Source organism: Streptomyces sp. NPDC006261 (assembly GCF_040613515.1).
Taxonomy (GTDB): Bacteria; Actinomycetota; Actinomycetes; order Streptomycetales; family Streptomycetaceae; genus Streptomyces.
Map to the genome: position 1 here is coordinate 73,910 of NZ_JBEXSI010000018.1, position 16,596 is coordinate 90,505.

Here is a 16,596-nt window from a genome sequence, read left to right on the forward strand (position 1 = left end):
GGGCCGCCCGCTCACGCCCGCTTACGCCCGAGCGTCGCACTCCTGGCCGCGCAGAACTCGCGCCAGGTCGTCCCGGGCCTCGAGCACCAGCCGGCGCAGCGCAGGAGCGGCCTCCGCGTGGCCGGTCAGCCAGGCGTCGGTCGCCGCGAGGGTCTCCGGGCTGTCCTGGAGAGCGGGGAAGAGCCCCTTCACCACGTGCATGCCGATCTGGATGGACCGCTCCGCCCACACGCGCTCGATCACCTCGAAGTAGCGGCGCGCGTACGGGGCCAGCAGCGCCCGCTGCGAAGGCTGCTCGAAGCCCGCGATCGTCGCCTCGACCAGGGCGTTGGACAGCTTGTCCGACTCCACGACCGCCGCCCACGCCTGCGCCTTGACCGCCTCCGAGGGGCGCGAGGCCAGGCACCGTACGTGGTGGCGCTTGCCGGACGCCGTGTCGTCACGGGCCAGTTCGGCATCGATCGCTGCCTCGTCCGCCACCCCGTGCGAGGCGAGCGGGGAGAGGAAGGCCCAGCGCAGCTCCTGGTCGATCTCCAGCCCGTCGACCCGGGCCGTGCCCTCCAGCAGCTCGCCCAGCAGCTGGAAGTCCGCCTCGCAACCCGCGACGGCCGCGAAGAAGCGGGCCCACGTCAGCTGGTGCTGGCTGCCCGGCTCGGCGGCCCGCAGCTCGCGCAGCGCGCCCCCGGCCAGCGCCCGGCCGCCCTCCTCGCGCCAGGCGGGGGCGGCGTAGTTCACCAGCGCCGACTGCGCCCAGGCGTGCAGCATCTGCAGGACCCCGATGTCGCTCTCGCGCCCGGCGTGTGCCAGCACCAGCGCGACGAAGTCGCGGGCGGGCAGAGCGGCGTCCCGGGTGAGGTTCCACAGCGCCGACCAGCACAGGGCGCGGGCCAGCGGGTCGGTGATGGAGCCCAGGTGGTCGCGGAGGGTGGCGAGCGACCCCTCGTCGAAGCGGACCTTGCAGTACGTGAGGTCGTCGTCGTTGACCAGGATCAGGTCGGGCTTCTCCGTCCCGGCCAGCTCCTTGACCACCGTGCGCTCCCCGGCCACGTCCACTTCGGCCCGCGCGTAACGCGTCAGCTCACCCGCGGGCGTACGCCGGTACAGACCGACCGCGACCCGGTGCGGGCGCAGCTCCGGGTGGGAGGCCGCGGCCTCCTGGACGACGGCCAGCTCGGTCAGCTTCCCGGCCGCGTCGTGCGTCGCGACGGGCGTCAGCACGTTGACACCGGCCGTCTGCAGCCAGGAACGCGACCAGACCGTCATGTCACGGCCGGAGGTCTCCGCCAGCACCGAAAGAAGGTCACCCAGGCGCGTATTGCCGTACGCGTGACTCTTGAAGTAGCGCCGCGCGCCTTCAAGGAAGGCGTCACGTCCCACGTACGCCACGAGCTGCTTCAGTACGGAGGCGCCCTTGGCGTACGTGATGCCGTCGAAGTTCAGCTTGGCGTCCTCCAGGTCACGGATGTCGGCCGTGATCGGGTGCGTGGAGGGCAGCTGGTCGGCGCGGTAGGCCCAGGCCTTGCGGTTGTTGGCGAAGGTGATCCAGCCGTTGGTGAAGCGGGTCGCCTCGACCATCGAGAAGGAGCCCATGAAGTCCGCGAAGGACTCCTTCAGCCACAGATCGTCCCACCACTCCATGGTGACCAGGTCGCCGAACCACATGTGCGCCATCTCGTGCAGGATGACGTTGGCGCGCCGCTCGTAGGCCGCCGAGGTGACCTTGCCGCGGAAGATGTACTCCTCGCGGAAGGTGACCATGCCCGGGTTCTCCATCGCCCCGAGGTTGTACTCCGGCACGAACGCCTGGTCGTACTTCCCGAAGGGGTACGGGTAGTCGAAGTTGTCGTGGAAGAAGTCCAGCCCCTGCTTGGTCACCAGGAAGACGTCGTCCGCGTCGAAGTGCTTGGCGAGCCCCTTGCGGCACATCGCGCCGAGCGGGATCTCCAGCGTGGTGCCGTCGTCGAACGTATGGCTGTAGTGGTCGGTCACGTAGTGGTACGGACCGGCGACGACGGCCGTGATGTACGTGGAGATCGGCTTGGTCTCCACGAACCGCCAGACCCCGCCCTCGTGCGACTCCTCGGCGCCGTTGGACCAGACCCGCCAGCCCTCAGGCGCGGTCACCTGGAAGCGGTAGGGGGCCTTCAGGTCAGGCTGCTCGAAGTTGGCGAAGACGCGGCGGGCGTCGGCCGGCTCGTACTGCGTGTAGAGGTAGACCTCGCCGTCCTCCGGGTCGACGAAGCGGTGCATGCCCTCGCCGGTCCTGCTGTACGCGCACCGGGCGTCGACCACGAGGACGTTCTCGCCCTCCAGGAGCCCGTCCAGGGCCACCCGGACCCCGTCGAAGACAGCAGCCGGGTCGAGGGCCTTCCCGTTCAGCGTCACGGCGTCCACGCCTGTCGCCACCAGGTCGGCGAAGGCCGAGGCGCCCGCGCGGGCGGAGCGGAACCGGATCGTGGTCAGCGACCGGAACGTCCGCGGACCGGCGTCTTCGTCGCCCCCGTCCTTGCCCCCGTCGGCCCCCTCGGGCTCGCCGACGGCGGAACGCAGGTCGAGAGCGACCTCGTAACCGTCGACGGTCAGCAGCTCGGCCCTCTTCTGGGCCTCGTCGCGGGACAGGTTTTCACCGGGCACGGGCACTCCTTCGTGACGCGCGTCATGTGTCGTGTTCGAACCTATTGATCCTTGCACGCGTCCCGGAGGACCGGTATCCGGTGCTGCCGGACTGCCCTGCCCGGGAATGGGAGGCCCTGCTGCGGCGTTCCCGACCACAGCAGCAACAGGCCTTATCCGAGGAGAGAGATGTCCCAGAACACCCCCGCGAACGGTAAGACCCCGGCCGACTTCTGGTTCGACCCGCTCTGCCCGTGGGCGTGGATGACCTCCCGCTGGATCCTCGAGGTCGAGAAGGTCCGCGACATCGAGGTCCGCTGGCACGTGATGAGCCTCGCCGTCCTGAACGAGGACAAGCTGGACGAACTGCCCGAGGAGTACCGCGACCTGCTGGAGAACAAGGCGTGGGGCCCGGTCCGGGTCGTCGTCGCCGCCCAGCAGCTCCACGGCGACGAGGTCGTCGGCCCCCTCTACACGGCCCTCGGCACCCGCTTCCACAACAACGACGAGGGCCCCACCCGCGAGGCGATCGTCGGCGCCCTGAAGGACGTCGGCCTGCCCGAGGACCTGGTGGAGTACGCCGACAAGGACACGTACGACACCGAGCTGCGCGCCTCCCACCGGGAGGGCATCGACAAGGTCGGCCAGGAGGTCGGCACCCCGGTCATCGCCGTGCCCGGAGCCGACGGCGAGCCGGTCGCCTTCTTCGGCCCCGTCGTCACCCCCGCACCCAAGGGCGAGGACGCGGCGAAGCTCTGGGACGGCACGCTGCTGGTCGCCTCCATCCCCGGCTTCTACGAGATCAAGCGGACCCGCACGCAGGGCCCGATCTTCGACTGAAGGTCCTTTCCGGTGGTCACGGGCCGGGAGCACGCGCGTGCTCCCGGCCCGTTGTCAGTGGTGGACCGTACGGTGAGGACCATGCGAATCTCACCGGAGATGATCACGATCGACTGTCCCGACCCGCAGACGCTGGCCGCCTGGTGGGCCACGGCGCTGGGAGTGGACGGAACGCAGGACTACGGCGAGTTCGTCCTCGTCCCGGCCACCCCCCTGGTCCTCGGCTTCCAGCGGGTGCCCGAGCCCAAGTCCGTCAAGAACCGGGTGCACGTCGACTTCGCGTCCCCCGACCGCCGGGCGGACGTGGAGCGTCTGGTGGGGCTGGGGGCGACGGTGATCGGCGAACACTCCATGCACGGGCTGTTCTGGACGGTCCTGCAGGACCCGCAGGGCAACGAGTTCTGCCTGGCCGACGAGGGCACGCGCTGACGCGCTGACGAGGACGGCCGCCGACGCGCCGAGGAGGGCACCGGTGCCGCGCTGACCGGGGGCCCAACGCCCCGCCGCCCGGCCGCACCCCTTGCCCAGCGGTCGAACTCTCGTTCATGATCTGCGCCATGCCGACCGAAAGCCGCCACGACAGCGGTACGGAGCGGAGCCCGGGGAGGCCGGGCCCGCTCCTCCCGCGCCGGGTGCGGATCGGTTACGGCCTCGGCTCGCTGTGCACAGGGGCCTTCGCCACCGTGCCCGGCCTGATCCTGCTGTATTACCTGACCAACGTGCTCGCCGTCTCCCCGGCCCTCGCCGGTGCCGCGGTCTTCCTGCCCAAGGCCTGGGACGTCCTGATCAATCCGCTCGTCGGCGCGCTCTCCGACCGCAGCCGGCTGCGCGGCGGCCCACGCCGTCCGTTCCTCCTCATCGGCGCGTGCACCCTGCCGCCGCTCTTCGCGCTGATCTTCGCCGCGCCCCCGCTGCGCGGCATGGCCGCCGCCGCATACGTCGCCGCCCTCTTCCTGCTCGCCGCGACCGCCTACGCGATCTTCCAGGTGCCGTACGTGACGATGCCCGCCGAGATCACCGACGACCCGGCGGAGCGCCGCCGGGTGCTGAGCTGGCGGGTCGGCTTCCTCGGCGCCGCGATCCTCCTCTCCGGCGCTGTCGCCCCCGCCATCGCCCATGCGGACGGCGGTACCCCGGCGAGCTACCGGCTGATGGGCATCGCCGTGGCCGTCCTGCTCGCGGTCGGCATGTTCGGCGCATGGTTCACCACCCGGTGGGCCCCCGCGGCGGCCCGCTCCACCGCCGAACCCTCCCTCCGCGCCCAACTGGCCGTGGCCCGCACGAACCGGCCCTTCCTCTTCCTGGCCGGCATGTGGTTCCTCCAGGCGCTGGCGGTCGGTGTGATGCTGGCGGGGGTCCAGTATTTCGCCACGTACACCCTCGGCTCACCGGGCGCGGTCACCCCGCTCTTCGCCTGCCTGATCGGCCCGCTGGTCCTGGTCATGCCGCTGTGGACCCGGCTGGCCCGGCTGCGCGGCGCGAAGTACGCGCAGGGCTGCGCCACGTTGCTGTACGTCGCCGGGTCGGGCGCCCTCGCCTTCACCGGCCAGGTGGGCAGTGCCCTCGGTTACGCCGCCGTCGCGGTCATCGGGGTCGCCTACGCGGGCCTCCAACTCCTGCCGCTGACCCTGCTCGCGGACACCCTGGCCGCCGACACCGCCCGTACGGGCAAGCGCCGCGCGGCCACGTTCACCGGCCTGTGGACGGCGGCCGAGACGCTGGCGTTCGCGCTGGGCGCGGGCGTCTTCGCGCTGGTCCTCACGCTGACCGGATTCCGCTCCTCGGACGCCGACCACGAGGTCGCCCAGCCGGCCGCCGCGCTGACCGGCATCACGGCGGGTATGAGCCTGCTGCCCGCACTCCTCGCCGCCGCGAGCCTGTGGCTGCTCCACCACCACCGCGAGGACCCCGCCGACGCCCAGGAGGACGCCACCCGTGCAGCCTGACCCCACCGCAAGCAGCCACGAGGCGCCCGCGCTCCCCGCCGGCCGCCCGGCGGCCGAGATCCTCACCGAACTCAAGGCGCTGCGCACCACAGACGCCCCCACCCGGGGCGGCCGGACCTTCGCCTATGTCTACGACGCCGGGCGCGAGGGCCTGGACGAACTGGCCGCCGAGGCCTACGCCGCGTACGCCACCGTCAACGGCCTCGACCCCACGGTCTTCCCGAGCGTGGCGCGCCTGGAGAACGACCTGGTGGGAGCGGCGGCGGCCCTCCTCGGCTCGCCCCCCGGAGTCCAGGGAACCTTCACCAGCGGCGGCACCGAATCAATCCTGCTCGCGGTCAAGACGGCGAGGGATCAGGCCCGTTCGACCCGTGGCGTGACCGACCCGCAACTGGTGCTCCCCTCCACCGCGCACGCCGCGTTCCACAAGGCCGCCGCCTACCTGGGCCTGGAACCGGTCGTGGTGCCGGTGGACCCGGTGACGTACAAGGCGAACCCCACCGCGATGGCCGCCGCGATCACACCCCGCACCGCCCTGGTGGTCGCCTCGGCCCCCTCGTACGCGCACGGGGTCATCGATCCGGTGGCGAGGATCGCGGAGGCCGCGGCCGAGCACGAGGTGCTGTGCCATGTGGACGCCTGCATCGGGGGCTGGCTGCTTCCGTACCTGCGCCGGGCGGGCCGTACGGTCGAACCGTTCGACTTCTCGCTCTCCGGCGTGACGTCCATCTCGGTGGACCTGCACAAGTACGGATACGCGGACAAGGGCGCCTCGGTGGTGCTCTACCGGAGCGCCGAACTCCGGCGCCACCAGTATTTCGCCCACGCGGACTGGCCGGGCTACCCGGTGGTCAACCCCACGGTGCAGGGCACCAAGTCGGCGGGTCTGCTGGCCCAGGCGTGGGCGGTGCTCCAGCACATCGGCGAGGACGGCTACACATCCCTGGCCGCACGCGTGGCGGAAGCCTCCGACCACCTCATCCAAGGTCTACGCGCCACCCCGGAGATCCACATCCTCGGCGAACCGGAGGCGGGCCTGGTCGCGTTCACGGTCCTCACCTCCGCCACACCGGACGGGACCACCGGCACACCGGACCTGAGCCTCCTCCTGCACCTGGCCGACGAGATGCGCGTACGCGGCTGGTACCTCCAGCCACAACTCTCCTTCGACGGCCTCCCGCCCAACCTCCACCTCACGTTGACCCCCGCCACGGTCGACCGCGTTGACGCCCTCCTCACCGACCTGACCGCCGCTCTGACGACGGCCCGCACCCTCCCGCCGGTCACCGCCGACCCGGCCCTCACCGACCTGGCGGCGACCTTGGACCCCGATACCCTCACCCCGGAGGACGTGACAGGCATCCTGGCCCTCGCGGGCCTGGGGGAGGGGCCGCCGGGCGGTTCCGGGGGTCTCCCGGAGAGGATGGCCCCGGTTCTGTTCCTTTTGGACGCGCTGCCGAGCCGGCTGAAGGAACGGCTGCTGACGGAGTTCGTGGGGTCGGTGTTCCAGCCGCGGAGCGGAGCCGAGGCATGAGGCGTCGCCCGAAGCCATCGGGACACGCTGAGGTCTGCGGCCCTCACTCCTCATCGGAGCAGCCCCTTCATCCGTGACGCCATGGAGGGCGTCACTGCGGAGGACGAGGAATCGTGACCAGCCGGCAAGTCTCACCGACGGTGTGAAGGCCGGTGTGTCCGACGGCTGACCGGAGCCGGGCGGGTCGGTCCGCAGCTTCGGTCAAGGGGGAGTCAACGCCCCGCCCCCGCCGCCTCCAGCTCCGCCACCGTGCCCGACATCACCGTACGGATGTGGCGCGTCAGGTGGTCCGCCGGCCAGTCCCACCAGGCCACCGCCAGTAGGCGTGCGATGTCCGCCTCCTCGTAGCGGGTGCGGATCAGCCGGGCCGGGTTGCCGCCGACGATGCCGTAGTCCGGGACGTCCGAGACGACCACGGACCGCGAGCTGATGATCGCGCCGTGCCCGATGCGGACGCCTGGCATGACGACCGCCCCGTAACCGATCCACACGTCGTTGCCGATCACCGTGTCGCCCCGGTTGGGCAGGTCCGTCAGCAGGTCGAAGTGGTCGGCCCAGGAGCCGCCGAGCGTCGGGAACGGAAAGGTGGACGGGCCGTCCATACGGTGGTTGGAGCCGTTCATGATGAACCGCACACCGGTGCCCAGCGCGCAGAACTTGCCGATGACCAAGCGCTCCGGGCCGTAGTGGTAGAGCACGTTCCGCGTCTCGAACTCCGTGGCGTGTTCCGGGTCGTCGTAGTACGAGTACGCCCCCGCCTCGATCAGCTCCGAGGTGACCAGTGGCTTCAACTGCACCACGCGCGGCTGGCCAGGCATCGGGTGCAGGACGGAGGGGTCGGCCGGGACGGGGGCAGAACTCATGGGGTCGCTTCCGGGAAGGGGTACGGGCAGACGTGCGAAGGTCATCGTGGCAGCCCTGCCCGGGTGAGGCGCGCGGATTTCTCCACGCCGTCCCCGTCCCGCACTCCACCCGCATCGGCTCCCCCTGCGACCAGTCCGCCGCCGCGCCCCGCATCACCAGCGCGCTGTCCAGCACCGCTCTCCCCGGCGGGAAGCGGCCTGAGTCCTCGAAGAACGAGGAGCGTACGGTACGGGGCCGGCCCGCAGTCACCCTTCAGGCGCCCGTGGTCAGTACGAGGACGCCCAGGTGTGTGCCCCCGGCGTTGGGGGAGAGGCCCCGGTTGCCGAGAAGGAAGAACTCCGACGCCTCCGCCAGGTCCGCGAACAGCCCGCTCCCGTGCAGCTCCTGCGCCGGCTCCACCGTCGCGTCAGCCCGGTCACCGCCGGGGCCCAGCCGGGGCGGACGCCGCCGATCCGGAGCAGGCAGACGCCCGCCACCGCCTGGCAGCGCACCAGTTGGGGGCGCAGGAGATGCCCAGGTGGCGTTAGATGGACGGGGCGCTAATGGCGAACCGGCTCGCGATCTCCCCGGCGGCCAGCTCGCCCCCGCGCAAATCCTCCAGGATCTGGCGCCGGGTGGGGTCGGCCGGCGCGCGGAAGACACTCGCCTCGTCATCGGCAGCAGGAGCGGGACCCGCGGAGGGTGGTTCCATGCCTCGTGTTCTGCATGTGAGCCAAATAGCTGAAAACCCAGGTGGAGGCATGGGAAAGCCCCCGCGAGTCACGTCCTCGCGAGGGCTCTCCGTTCATCCGCCTGCCGAAGTGAAGGTTGAGAAGACGATCACGAGGCAGGACGTCTGCGGGGTGTCGGCGTCACGTCAGGGGGCGAGCAGCAGAACGTCTGCGCGCTCCTTGGCGGCGGCGTAACGCTTCGCCACGTCCTGCCAGTTGACGACCCGCCACATCGCCTCGATGAAGTCCACCTTCTGGTTCTTGTACTGAAGGTAGAAGGCGTGCTCCCAGGCGTCGAAGACCAGGATCGGGACCGAGCCCTGGCCCACGTTGCCCTGGTGGTCGTAGACCTGCTCGACGATGAGCTTGCCGCTGAGGGGCTCGTACGCGAGCACGCCCCAGCCGGAACCCTGGGTGGTGGCCGAGGCCTTCGTCAGCTGGGACTTGAAGCCCGCGAACGTGCCGAAGGACTCGGTGATCGCGTCGGCGAGGTCGCCCACGCCGTCCGCCGCGAGGGGCTCGCCGCCGCCGTCGCCGGTCATGTTGTGCCAGTAGATCGAGTGCAGGATGTGGCCGGAGAGGTGGAACGCGAGGTTCTTCTGCAGGCCGTTGATCGCACCCCAGGCCTCCTTGTCGCGGGCCTCTTCCAACTGCTCCAGGGTGTCGTTCGCACCCTTGACGTAGGCGGCGTGGTGCTTGTCGTGGTGCAGCTCGATGATCTGCGGATTGATGACCGGTTCGAGCGCCGCGTAGTCGTACGGGAGTTCCGGGAGCGTGTACGTGGCCATGGTGCGAGCCCTCCGACTGCTGGGAATGCCGTCCAGTTGTTATTGCAACCTATATGCAGGAGCAGGCTAACAGCAGGAAGTTCCTCGAGGTGATCAGCCCTTCGGCCTAGGACCCGGGATGCAGAGGGGTGGGGCATGCGGGCGTCACCGGGTGCCCTATTAGCAACCCTTTTCTTGCTATAAAGGCGTTCCGTCTTCTCGCCTGCCCCTCTCCCCACGGGCGTCCATGTTTGGACGCCGCTTCCCGGGGGACCCGGCCAAGCAGCCGGGCGGCTCGGGGCCGGGGCCCGCCGGTGCGCCGCTCGCCCGCCCGCCCCACCGACCAGGAGGACTCGATGGCACCCCCCAACGCCCCCGAAGCGCCGGACGGCCCGGACCGCGGCCGCGACCCGAAGCTGGCTCTGCCGGTCGCGGACGCGGCGGGCTGGGGCCCGCTCGACACCCGGGCCGTGGACACCGTGCGGCTGCTGGCCGCCGACGCCGTGCAGAAGGCGGGCCACGGCCACCCCGGCACCGCGATGAGCCTGGCGCCGCTGGCGTACCTGCTCTTCCAGCAGGTCATGCGCCACGACCCGGCCGACGACCAGTGGCTCGGCCGCGACCGCTTCGTGCTCTCCTGCGGCCACTCCAGTCTCACCCTCTACATCCAGCTGTATCTGAGCGGTTACGGCATGGAGCTCGACGACCTGAAGGCGCTGCGCACCTGGGGTTCCAGCACCCCCGGCCACCCGGAGTACCGCCACACCCGGGGCGTGGAGATCACCACCGGACCGCTCGGACAGGGGCTCGCCTCCGCCGTCGGCATGGCCATGGCGGCCCGCCGGGAGCGCGGCCTCCTCGACCCCGACGCGCCGGCCGGCACCAGCCCCTTCGACCACCACGTGTACGTCGTCGCCTCCGACGGCGACCTGATGGAAGGTGTGACGTCCGAGGCCAGTTCGCTGGCCGGACACCAGGAGCTCGGAAACCTCGTCGTCTTCTACGACTCCAACCACATCTCCATCGAGGACGACACCGACATCGCCTTCAGCGAGGACGTGACCGCCCGCTACGCCTCGTACGGCTGGCACGTCCAGACGGTCGACTTCACCCGGACAGGCGACTACGTGGAGGACGTCGACGCCCTGCTCGCCGCCGTCGAAGCGGCGAAGAGCGAGAGCGGCCGCCCCTCCCTGATCCTGCTGCGCACGATCATCGGCTGGCCCGCGCCCACCAAGCAGAACACCGGCAAGGCCCACGGCTCCGCGCTCGGCGACGACGAGGTCGCCGCCACCAAGAAGCTGCTCGGCTTCGACCCGGACGCCGACTTCACCGTCGAGGACGACGTACTGAAGCACGCCCGTGCGGTACGGGAGCGGGGCGCCGAGGCCCACCGCGCCTGGGAGCCCCGCTACCAGCAGTGGCGTACGGCCCACCCCGAGCGCGCCGCACTCCTCGACCGGCTGCGGGAGCAGAGGTTCCCGGACGGCTGGACCGACAGCCTTCCCGTCTTCGACGCCGACCCCAAGGGCATCGCCACCCGCAAGGCCTCCGGCGACGTGCTGAGCGCGCTGGCGCCGGTGCTGCCCGAGCTGTGGGGCGGCTCGGCCGACCTCGCGGGCAGCAACAACACCACCATGGACGGCGAGCCGTCCTTCGTACCGGAGTCCAAGCAGACGGGCGAGTTCCCCGGCGACCCCTACGGCCGCACGCTCCACTTCGGCATCCGCGAGCACGCCATGGGGGCGATCCTCAACGGCATCGCGCTCCAGAGCCTCACCCGGCCCTACGGCGGTACGTTCCTGATCTTCAGCGACTACATGCGCCCGGCCGTCCGCCTCGCCGCCCTGATGAAGCTCCCGGTCACCTACGTCTGGACCCACGACTCCATCGGCCTCGGCGAGGACGGCCCCACCCACCAGCCCGTCGAACAGCTGGCCGCCCTCCGCGCGATCCCCGGCCTCGACGTCGTACGGCCCGCCGACGCGAATGAGACCTCCGTCTGCTGGCGCACCGTCCTGGAGCACCAGGACCGGCCCGCCGGCCTCGCGCTCACCCGGCAGCCGCTGCCCGTCCTGAAACGGGGGGAGGGCGGGTACGCCCCCGCCGAAAAGGCCGCCCGGGGCGGTTACGTACTCGCCGACAGCAGGAGCGGTACGCCCGACGTCGTCCTCATCGGCACCGGGTCCGAGGTCCACATCGCCCTGGAGGCCCGTGAGTTGCTGGCGGCCGAGGGGCACGACGCGCGGGTGGTCTCCATGCCCTGCCGCGAGTGGTTCGCCGACCAGCCGTACGCGTACCAGGACGAGGTCCTGCCGCCCGGCGTACGGGCCAGGGTCAGCGTCGAGGCGGCCGTCGCCCAGGGCTGGCGGGACGTCGTCGGCGACGCGGGCCGCATGGTCAGCCTCGAGCACTTCGGCGCCTCGGCCGACTACGAGCGCCTGTACGAGGAGTTCGGCATCACCCCCCGCGCGGTGGCCGACGCCGCCCTGGCGAGCATCCGCGCGGCGGCGGGCCCCGTCCGGCCCGGCGGGGAGCGCCCCGGCGCCGCCCCGACCGAGGGCGGCACCGCCGACGCCGGTTAGACCCCCGCGTTCCGAAAAGCCACCACCGTCGACGTCTGCACGAAGAGGAGCCCCATGTCCCCCGCACGCACCCCCCGCTACACCGTCCCCGGTCTCGGCGTCGACGAGGGCCGCCAGGTCATCGACCTCCTGACGCTGCGCCTGCACGCGCTCAACGACCTCGCGCTGACCCTCAAGCACATCCACTGGAACGTGGTCGGGCCGCACTTCATCGCCGTCCACGAGATGCTCGACCCGCAGACCGCCGCCGTACGGGACATGGCCGACGCGGCCGCCGAGCGCATCTCGGCCCTGGGTGGCGAGCCGCAGGGCACTCCGGGCACCCTGGTCAAGGAGCGCACCTGGGACGACTACAGCGTCGGCCGCGCCGACGCCATCGCCCACCTCGGCGCCCTGGACCTGGTCTACACCGGGATCATCGAGGGCCACCGCGAGGCGGTCGAGAAGGTCGGCGAGATCGACCCCGTCACCGAGGACCTGCTCATCGAGCACCTGCGCGGCCTGGAGCAGTTCCAGTGGTTCGTCCGCGCCCACCTGGAGAGCAGTTCCGGCTCCCTGTCGAACGCCGGTGCCGACACCGAGGAGGCGGCGGCCGCGGCCGCTTCACCGAAGCGCGCGGCCACCAAGCGCACTGCGGCGAAGAAAACGGCGCTGCCAGCTCCCGCCAAGAAGACGGCGGCCACGAAGACCGCGAAGAAGACGGCGAACAAGCGCACCACCCGCTGAGAACCGGCGCCTGACTGCGTAGTTCCTCCCGGGCCCGCACCGCGATGTCCGGGAAGTCCGTCACCACCGCGTCCACGACCTGCCCGTGGTGGAAGGCGTACTCGGCGGACGCGTCGCCGAAGTCGTTCGGCGTGGTACCCGGCGGTGGGCGGCCGGAAGGTACTGGTTCTCGGCGCGGAAGGTGTACGCGCGACCTTCAGGCCCGCCGCACGCGCGTCCGCGAGGAGCGTGTGCGGCGGGGCGAGGGAAGACCGCGGTCCGCCGGCCCGACTCCCCGGACAGCCGCCATACGTACGCGCTACTCCGGGAACCAGTGGGCCACCGGAAGCGGCAGGGTCGGCCGCCGTACGCCGGGAGGTCATCCGCCCTCGCTTGCGTGGCGGCTCCGCCACCCGAGGAGCTGTCATGTCCCCTGCACCAAGGCGCCGTTCGGTCCTCCTCGCCACCGCGGCCGCCGGAGCCTCCGTCGCCACCCCCGCCGTCGCGTCGGCCGCCGCGTCGGCACCCCACCGGCCGTCCGGCCCCCTGGTGATCGGCCACCGTGGGGCGCCGGCACCGCCAATGCCGGGCCCGGCCCGGGCCCGTACACCGTCCCTGGCCATAATGCGCTGGTGAACAGACCTCCCGTGCCGCTGCCCGCCGAGCACATACCCCCCGGCACCGCCGACTGGCGGACCCCCGAAGCCCGGCGCTGGCTCGCCGCCGTGCCCGCCCGGTGGGCGCACCCGCTCTGGGCGGTGCTGGCGCTGGTCGCCTCGATGATCTGGTACATGGAGGGGGCTCCTCTCGCCCCCTGTACGTCCGCCGAGCCGTGCGGCACCGACTGGTCGGGGCTCGGGATGATGGTCGTGCTGGTGCTGACCCCGTACTGGGTGTGGCGGCAGCCCCGGCTCGCCCTCGCCGGGCTGGCAGCCGGGCTGGCGGGGTTCGCCGTGGACGGCGGCTTCACGGAGTCGTTCGGCGAACCGTACGCGCTGGCCCACCCCGTGGCCGCCGCGTTCACCACCGCCGGGATCGTCCACCGGCTCACCCTTGCCGGGCGGCAGCGGGCGCTGGCCCTGGAGGCGGCCGGGCCGGTCGCACAGCCGCTGCCCGCCGCCGCGCGGACGTTCCGCCGGGGCCGGTTCTCCTTCGCGCTGGCCGCACTGATGCTCGCCGCCGCGGGCTTCGGCTTCTGGCAGGCCCAGCAGGTCGCGGACGCGTACGAGGAGCGGGCCGCGGGCGCCACGCACCTGTCCGGACGGGTCGTGGCCCAGGAACAGGACGACGACGGCATCGACATCCTGAAGGTGGAGGCCGACGAGCGGACCCATCGCTTGGAGACGGCCTTTCCCGAGGACTTCCCCGTGGGCAGCCAGGTCGACATCGTGGTGGACGGCGACTGGGCGGCGCTGGTCGCGGAGCCGTACGACGCCTTCGGCTGGGAGTCGCTGGTGCTGGGCGGCACGGCCGCGGCGCTGGGGTTCTTCGCGAACGGCGTGGACGGGCGGACGCGTTCGGCGCGGATGCGGCGCCGGCCGCTGCCGGTGCTGCGCGTGCTGGTGCGCGAGGGGCACGAGGACGGCCGCACCTGGGTGTTCGCGGCCGATGACCCGGAGACCCTCCGGCCGGTCCTGCACTTCCACTCGCTGCACGCCTTCGAGGAGGAGGACGAGGAGGAGGACGAGGAGGAAGACGAAGAGGGGGGCGAGGGCGACGGCGAAGCGGACGCCGTCGACCTCACCAAGGTCAGGCAGATCCTCACCGGCGGCGACCCGCCCCCGCCGCTGCGGGAGGCCGTCCTGTACGGCGCCCCCTACGCGGGCGCCGAAGTCGCCCTCGTAGCACGCCTCGACGCGGACGAGCCCGAGGTGCTGGTCGAGTGCAGCGTCACCGCCGTGAAGCCGGCCGTCCCGGGGCTGGCGACGCGCGGCCCGAAGCGCCGTGGGCGCAAGAGCGAGCAGCGGCCCGTCGAGGAGATCGCCGCCGCCATGACGCCCGGCACGGGCCTGCGGGTGTGGAAGGCGCACGGCTTCTCGCGCGCCGTGGGCCTCGGACTGCTGGCGGTGCAGGGCGGGGGCATCTGGGCGATGGTCGACGACGGGCCCTCGTGGCACTGGCTGTGGCTGCCCTTGGCCCTCCCGTGGCTGATCTCCGCCGTGGCGACGGCGCTCACCTGGCGGATCACCGCCGACCGCGACGGGCTGTGGGTGACCGGGGCGTGGCGCGTTCGACGGGTCGAGTGGGAGGCGATCACCGCCGCACGCCACTTCGAGGACGGCATCCGCGTCGGCACGGGGGAGGGCGACTCCACCGTCGAGTTGTCCCCCACCGGGTGGGCGTGGCTGGAGCGCCGCCTGGGCCGCGAACCGTACGCGGTGCGTGCCACCGAGGAGGTGCAGGCGCTGGTGCTCCGCCCGGAGCTGCGGCCGGCCGAGGAGGCGCCGACGGCCCGGCAGGGCATGCCGGTCGGACCTCCGCTGGTGGCCGTGTCGGTGCTGTGGGGCGCGGCGGTGCTGCTTCTGCTGTGACCGGGGCGAGGGCGGCCGCGCCGGTCACAGCAGTGGGCGGCTACTTCCGCTGCGCGGGGATCTCCGCCGCGGCGTCGCCCCGCCGCCGCTGACGTACGACACCGATGCCGATCAGTACCGCCGTCAGCGCCCCCGTGGCCAGCAACTGGTCGCGGGTGCCCGGCTGGCGCAGCATCAGCAGGAAGATGCCGGCCATGCCGGCGAGGGCGACGATCGTGAGGACCGGGAAGAGCCACATCCGTACGACCAGCTTCTCGGGCGACTCGCGCTCGGTGCGGCGGCGCAGGATCAGCTGGGAGACGGCGATGAAGATCCACACCACCAGGATCACCGCGCCGATCATGTTCAGCAGCCAGGGGAAGACGTCGTCCGGCCGCCAGTAGCTGAGCAGCACGCACAGGAAGCCGAACACCGAGGAGAACAGCACCGCGTTGCGGGGGACCCCGGAGGAGATCTTGCCGAGTACGGCTGGTCCCTGGCCCCGGGCGACCAGGGACCGCGCCATCCGCGAAGCGCCGTAGATGTTGGCGTTCATCGCGGAGAGCAGGGCGATGAGGATGACCACGTTCATGATCTGCGCGGCGCCGCCGATGCCGAGGTGGTCGAGCATCGCGTAGAAGGGGCCGACCTCGGCGACCTTCGGGTTGTCCCACGGGACCAGGGTGACGATGACAGCCATCGAGCCGATGTAGAAGACCGCGATGCGCCACATCGCCGTACGGACCGCCTTCGCCACGCCCTGCACCGGGTTCTCGGACTCGGCGGCGGCGATGGTGACGGTCTCCAGACCGCCGTACGCGAAGACGGAGGCGAGGAGCCCGATGATGAACCCGTCCATGCCCTTGGGCAGGAAGCCCCCGTCGCCGGCGAGGTTGGTCAGGCCGGGAGCGTCCGTGTCCGGGAGGATCCCGAAGATGGCCAGCAGGCCGAGCACCAGGAACAGGGTGATCGCGATGACCTTCAGGGCGGCGAACCAGAACTCGAACTCGCCGAAGTTCTTCACGGCCGCCAGGTTCGTCCCCAGGAAGACCACCATGAACACGGCGACCCAGGCCCACTCCGGTGTCCCGGGCAGCCAGCCGCTGACGATCTGGGCCGCGCCGATGCCCTCCAGGCCGACGGCGACGCAGAGCAGGAACCAGAAGGACCAGCCCGCGGTGAACCCGGCCCAGGGGCCGATCGCCCGTTCGGCGTGCACGGAGAAGGAGCCCGAGGCCGGGTTGGCGGCGGACATCTCGCCGAGCATGCGCATCACCATCATGACGAGCAGCCCGGAGAGCGCGTACGCGACGACGATCGAGGGCCCGGCGGCGGCGATCCCGGCCCCGGAGCCGACGAAGAGCCCGGCGCCGATGACCCCGCCGAGGGCAATCATCGAGAGGTGGCGCTGTTTGAGGCCGTGGGTGAGCGCGGAGTCCGTCGAGGCTCCGGTGGGGGCTGCGGAGTCAGCGGTGGGGGGAGACACGGAGGTCCGAGACATGGACGAGCTCTGTTCGGTAGC

11 protein-coding genes and 3 pseudogenes are annotated in these 16,596 nt (G+C 71.7%); 7 read left to right on the plus strand and 7 right to left on the minus strand.

What is annotated here, in order from left to right; translation table 11 throughout:
* Positions 1-21: 21 nt before the first annotated feature.
* Positions 22-2,634: an aminopeptidase N gene (gene pepN, locus ABZ154_RS14220; RefSeq protein ID WP_356832317.1), complete on the minus strand. Its 2,613-nt coding sequence runs from the start codon at positions 2,632-2,634 to the stop codon at positions 22-24.
* A gap of 168 nt (positions 2,635-2,802) precedes the next feature.
* Here pepN and ABZ154_RS14225 point away from each other — a divergent pair, with 168 nt between their 5' ends.
* From ABZ154_RS14225 to ABZ154_RS14240, 4 genes are all read left to right on the plus strand, one after another.
* Positions 2,803-3,453, plus strand: a complete 651-nt coding sequence (locus ABZ154_RS14225) for a DsbA family protein (protein ID WP_356832319.1) — start codon at positions 2,803-2,805, stop codon at positions 3,451-3,453.
* An 81-nt stretch (positions 3,454-3,534) separates the two neighbouring features.
* Positions 3,535-3,882 (plus strand): VOC family protein, encoded by a 348-nt coding sequence (locus ABZ154_RS14230; RefSeq protein WP_356832321.1) that lies wholly within the window; start codon positions 3,535-3,537, stop codon positions 3,880-3,882.
* Between the two features lie 128 nt (positions 3,883-4,010).
* Complete coding sequence (locus ABZ154_RS14235; protein WP_356832323.1) at positions 4,011-5,399, plus strand: MFS transporter; 1,389 nt, start codon at positions 4,011-4,013, stop codon at positions 5,397-5,399.
* Positions 5,389-6,933, plus strand: a complete 1,545-nt coding sequence (locus ABZ154_RS14240) for an aminotransferase class V-fold PLP-dependent enzyme (protein WP_356832325.1) — start codon at positions 5,389-5,391, stop codon at positions 6,931-6,933. Before ABZ154_RS14235 ends, ABZ154_RS14240 begins: the two co-directional genes overlap by 11 nt.
* 212 nt (positions 6,934-7,145) lie before the next feature.
* Here the strand turns inward: ABZ154_RS14240 and ABZ154_RS14245 are convergent, their stop codons facing one another.
* The 4 genes and pseudogenes from ABZ154_RS14245 to ABZ154_RS14260 all read right to left on the minus strand — a co-directional run bounded on the left by ABZ154_RS14245 (position 7,146) and on the right by ABZ154_RS14260 (position 9,295).
* Positions 7,146-7,796, minus strand: a complete 651-nt coding sequence (locus tag ABZ154_RS14245; protein ID WP_356832327.1) for a CatB-related O-acetyltransferase — start codon at positions 7,794-7,796, stop codon at positions 7,146-7,148.
* A gap of 91 nt (positions 7,797-7,887) precedes the next feature.
* Positions 7,888-8,303, minus strand: a pseudogene (locus tag ABZ154_RS14250) (hypothetical protein); the annotation flags it as partial.
* Positions 8,304-8,323: 20 nt separating this feature from the next.
* Positions 8,324-8,488: pseudogene (locus ABZ154_RS14255) on the minus strand (helix-turn-helix domain-containing protein); the annotation flags it as partial.
* 165 nt (positions 8,489-8,653) lie between these two features.
* Positions 8,654-9,295: a superoxide dismutase gene (locus tag ABZ154_RS14260; protein WP_128848451.1), complete on the minus strand. Its 642-nt coding sequence runs from the start codon at positions 9,293-9,295 to the stop codon at positions 8,654-8,656.
* A 335-nt stretch (positions 9,296-9,630) separates the two neighbouring features.
* Between ABZ154_RS14260 and tkt the strand changes: the two genes are divergently transcribed.
* A complete protein-coding gene (gene tkt, locus ABZ154_RS14265; RefSeq protein WP_356832330.1) occupies positions 9,631-11,859 on the plus strand; it encodes a transketolase in 2,229 nt (742 codons plus the stop codon).
* A gap of 54 nt (positions 11,860-11,913) precedes the next feature.
* Entirely contained in the window at positions 11,914-12,585 is a 672-nt protein-coding gene (locus tag ABZ154_RS14270; RefSeq protein WP_356832332.1) for a DNA starvation/stationary phase protection protein, read from the plus strand.
* Positions 12,586-12,601: 16 nt separating this feature from the next.
* Here the strand turns inward: ABZ154_RS14270 and ABZ154_RS14275 are convergent.
* Positions 12,602-12,839: pseudogene (locus ABZ154_RS14275) on the minus strand (glycerophosphodiester phosphodiesterase); the annotation flags it as partial.
* 357 nt (positions 12,840-13,196) lie between these two features.
* Between ABZ154_RS14275 and ABZ154_RS14280 the strand changes: the two are divergent.
* On the plus strand, positions 13,197-15,095 hold the full coding sequence (locus tag ABZ154_RS14280; protein ID WP_356832334.1) for a hypothetical protein: 1,899 nt from the start codon (positions 13,197-13,199) through the stop codon (positions 15,093-15,095).
* A 40-nt stretch (positions 15,096-15,135) separates the two neighbouring features.
* Here the strand turns inward: ABZ154_RS14280 and ABZ154_RS14285 are convergent, their stop codons facing one another.
* Positions 15,136-16,575, minus strand: coding sequence for an amino acid permease (locus tag ABZ154_RS14285; protein ID WP_356832336.1), 1,440 nt, complete (start codon positions 16,573-16,575; stop codon positions 15,136-15,138).
* Between the last annotated feature and the right edge of the window lie 21 nt (positions 16,576-16,596).

Excerpts from the sequence above, each read along its gene's own strand:
- ABZ154_RS14225 (WP_356832319.1), top strand. The coding sequence starts at position 2,803 with ATGTCCCAGAACACCCCCGCGAACGGTAAGACCCCGGCCGACTTCTGG.
- ABZ154_RS14230 (WP_356832321.1), top strand. The coding sequence starts at position 3,535 with ATGCGAATCTCACCGGAGATGATCACGATCGACTGTCCCGACCCGCAG.
- ABZ154_RS14235 (WP_356832323.1), top strand. The coding sequence starts at position 4,011 with ATGCCGACCGAAAGCCGCCACGACAGCGGTACGGAGCGGAGCCCGGGG.
- ABZ154_RS14245 (WP_356832327.1), bottom strand. The coding sequence starts at position 7,796 with ATGAGTTCTGCCCCCGTCCCGGCCGACCCCTCCGTCCTGCACCCGATG.
- ABZ154_RS14260 (WP_128848451.1), bottom strand. The coding sequence starts at position 9,295 with ATGGCCACGTACACGCTCCCGGAACTCCCGTACGACTACGCGGCGCTC.
- tkt (WP_356832330.1), top strand. The coding sequence starts at position 9,631 with ATGGCACCCCCCAACGCCCCCGAAGCGCCGGACGGCCCGGACCGCGGC.
- ABZ154_RS14270 (WP_356832332.1), top strand. The coding sequence starts at position 11,914 with ATGTCCCCCGCACGCACCCCCCGCTACACCGTCCCCGGTCTCGGCGTC.
- ABZ154_RS14285 (WP_356832336.1), bottom strand. The coding sequence starts at position 16,575 with ATGTCTCGGACCTCCGTGTCTCCCCCCACCGCTGACTCCGCAGCCCCC.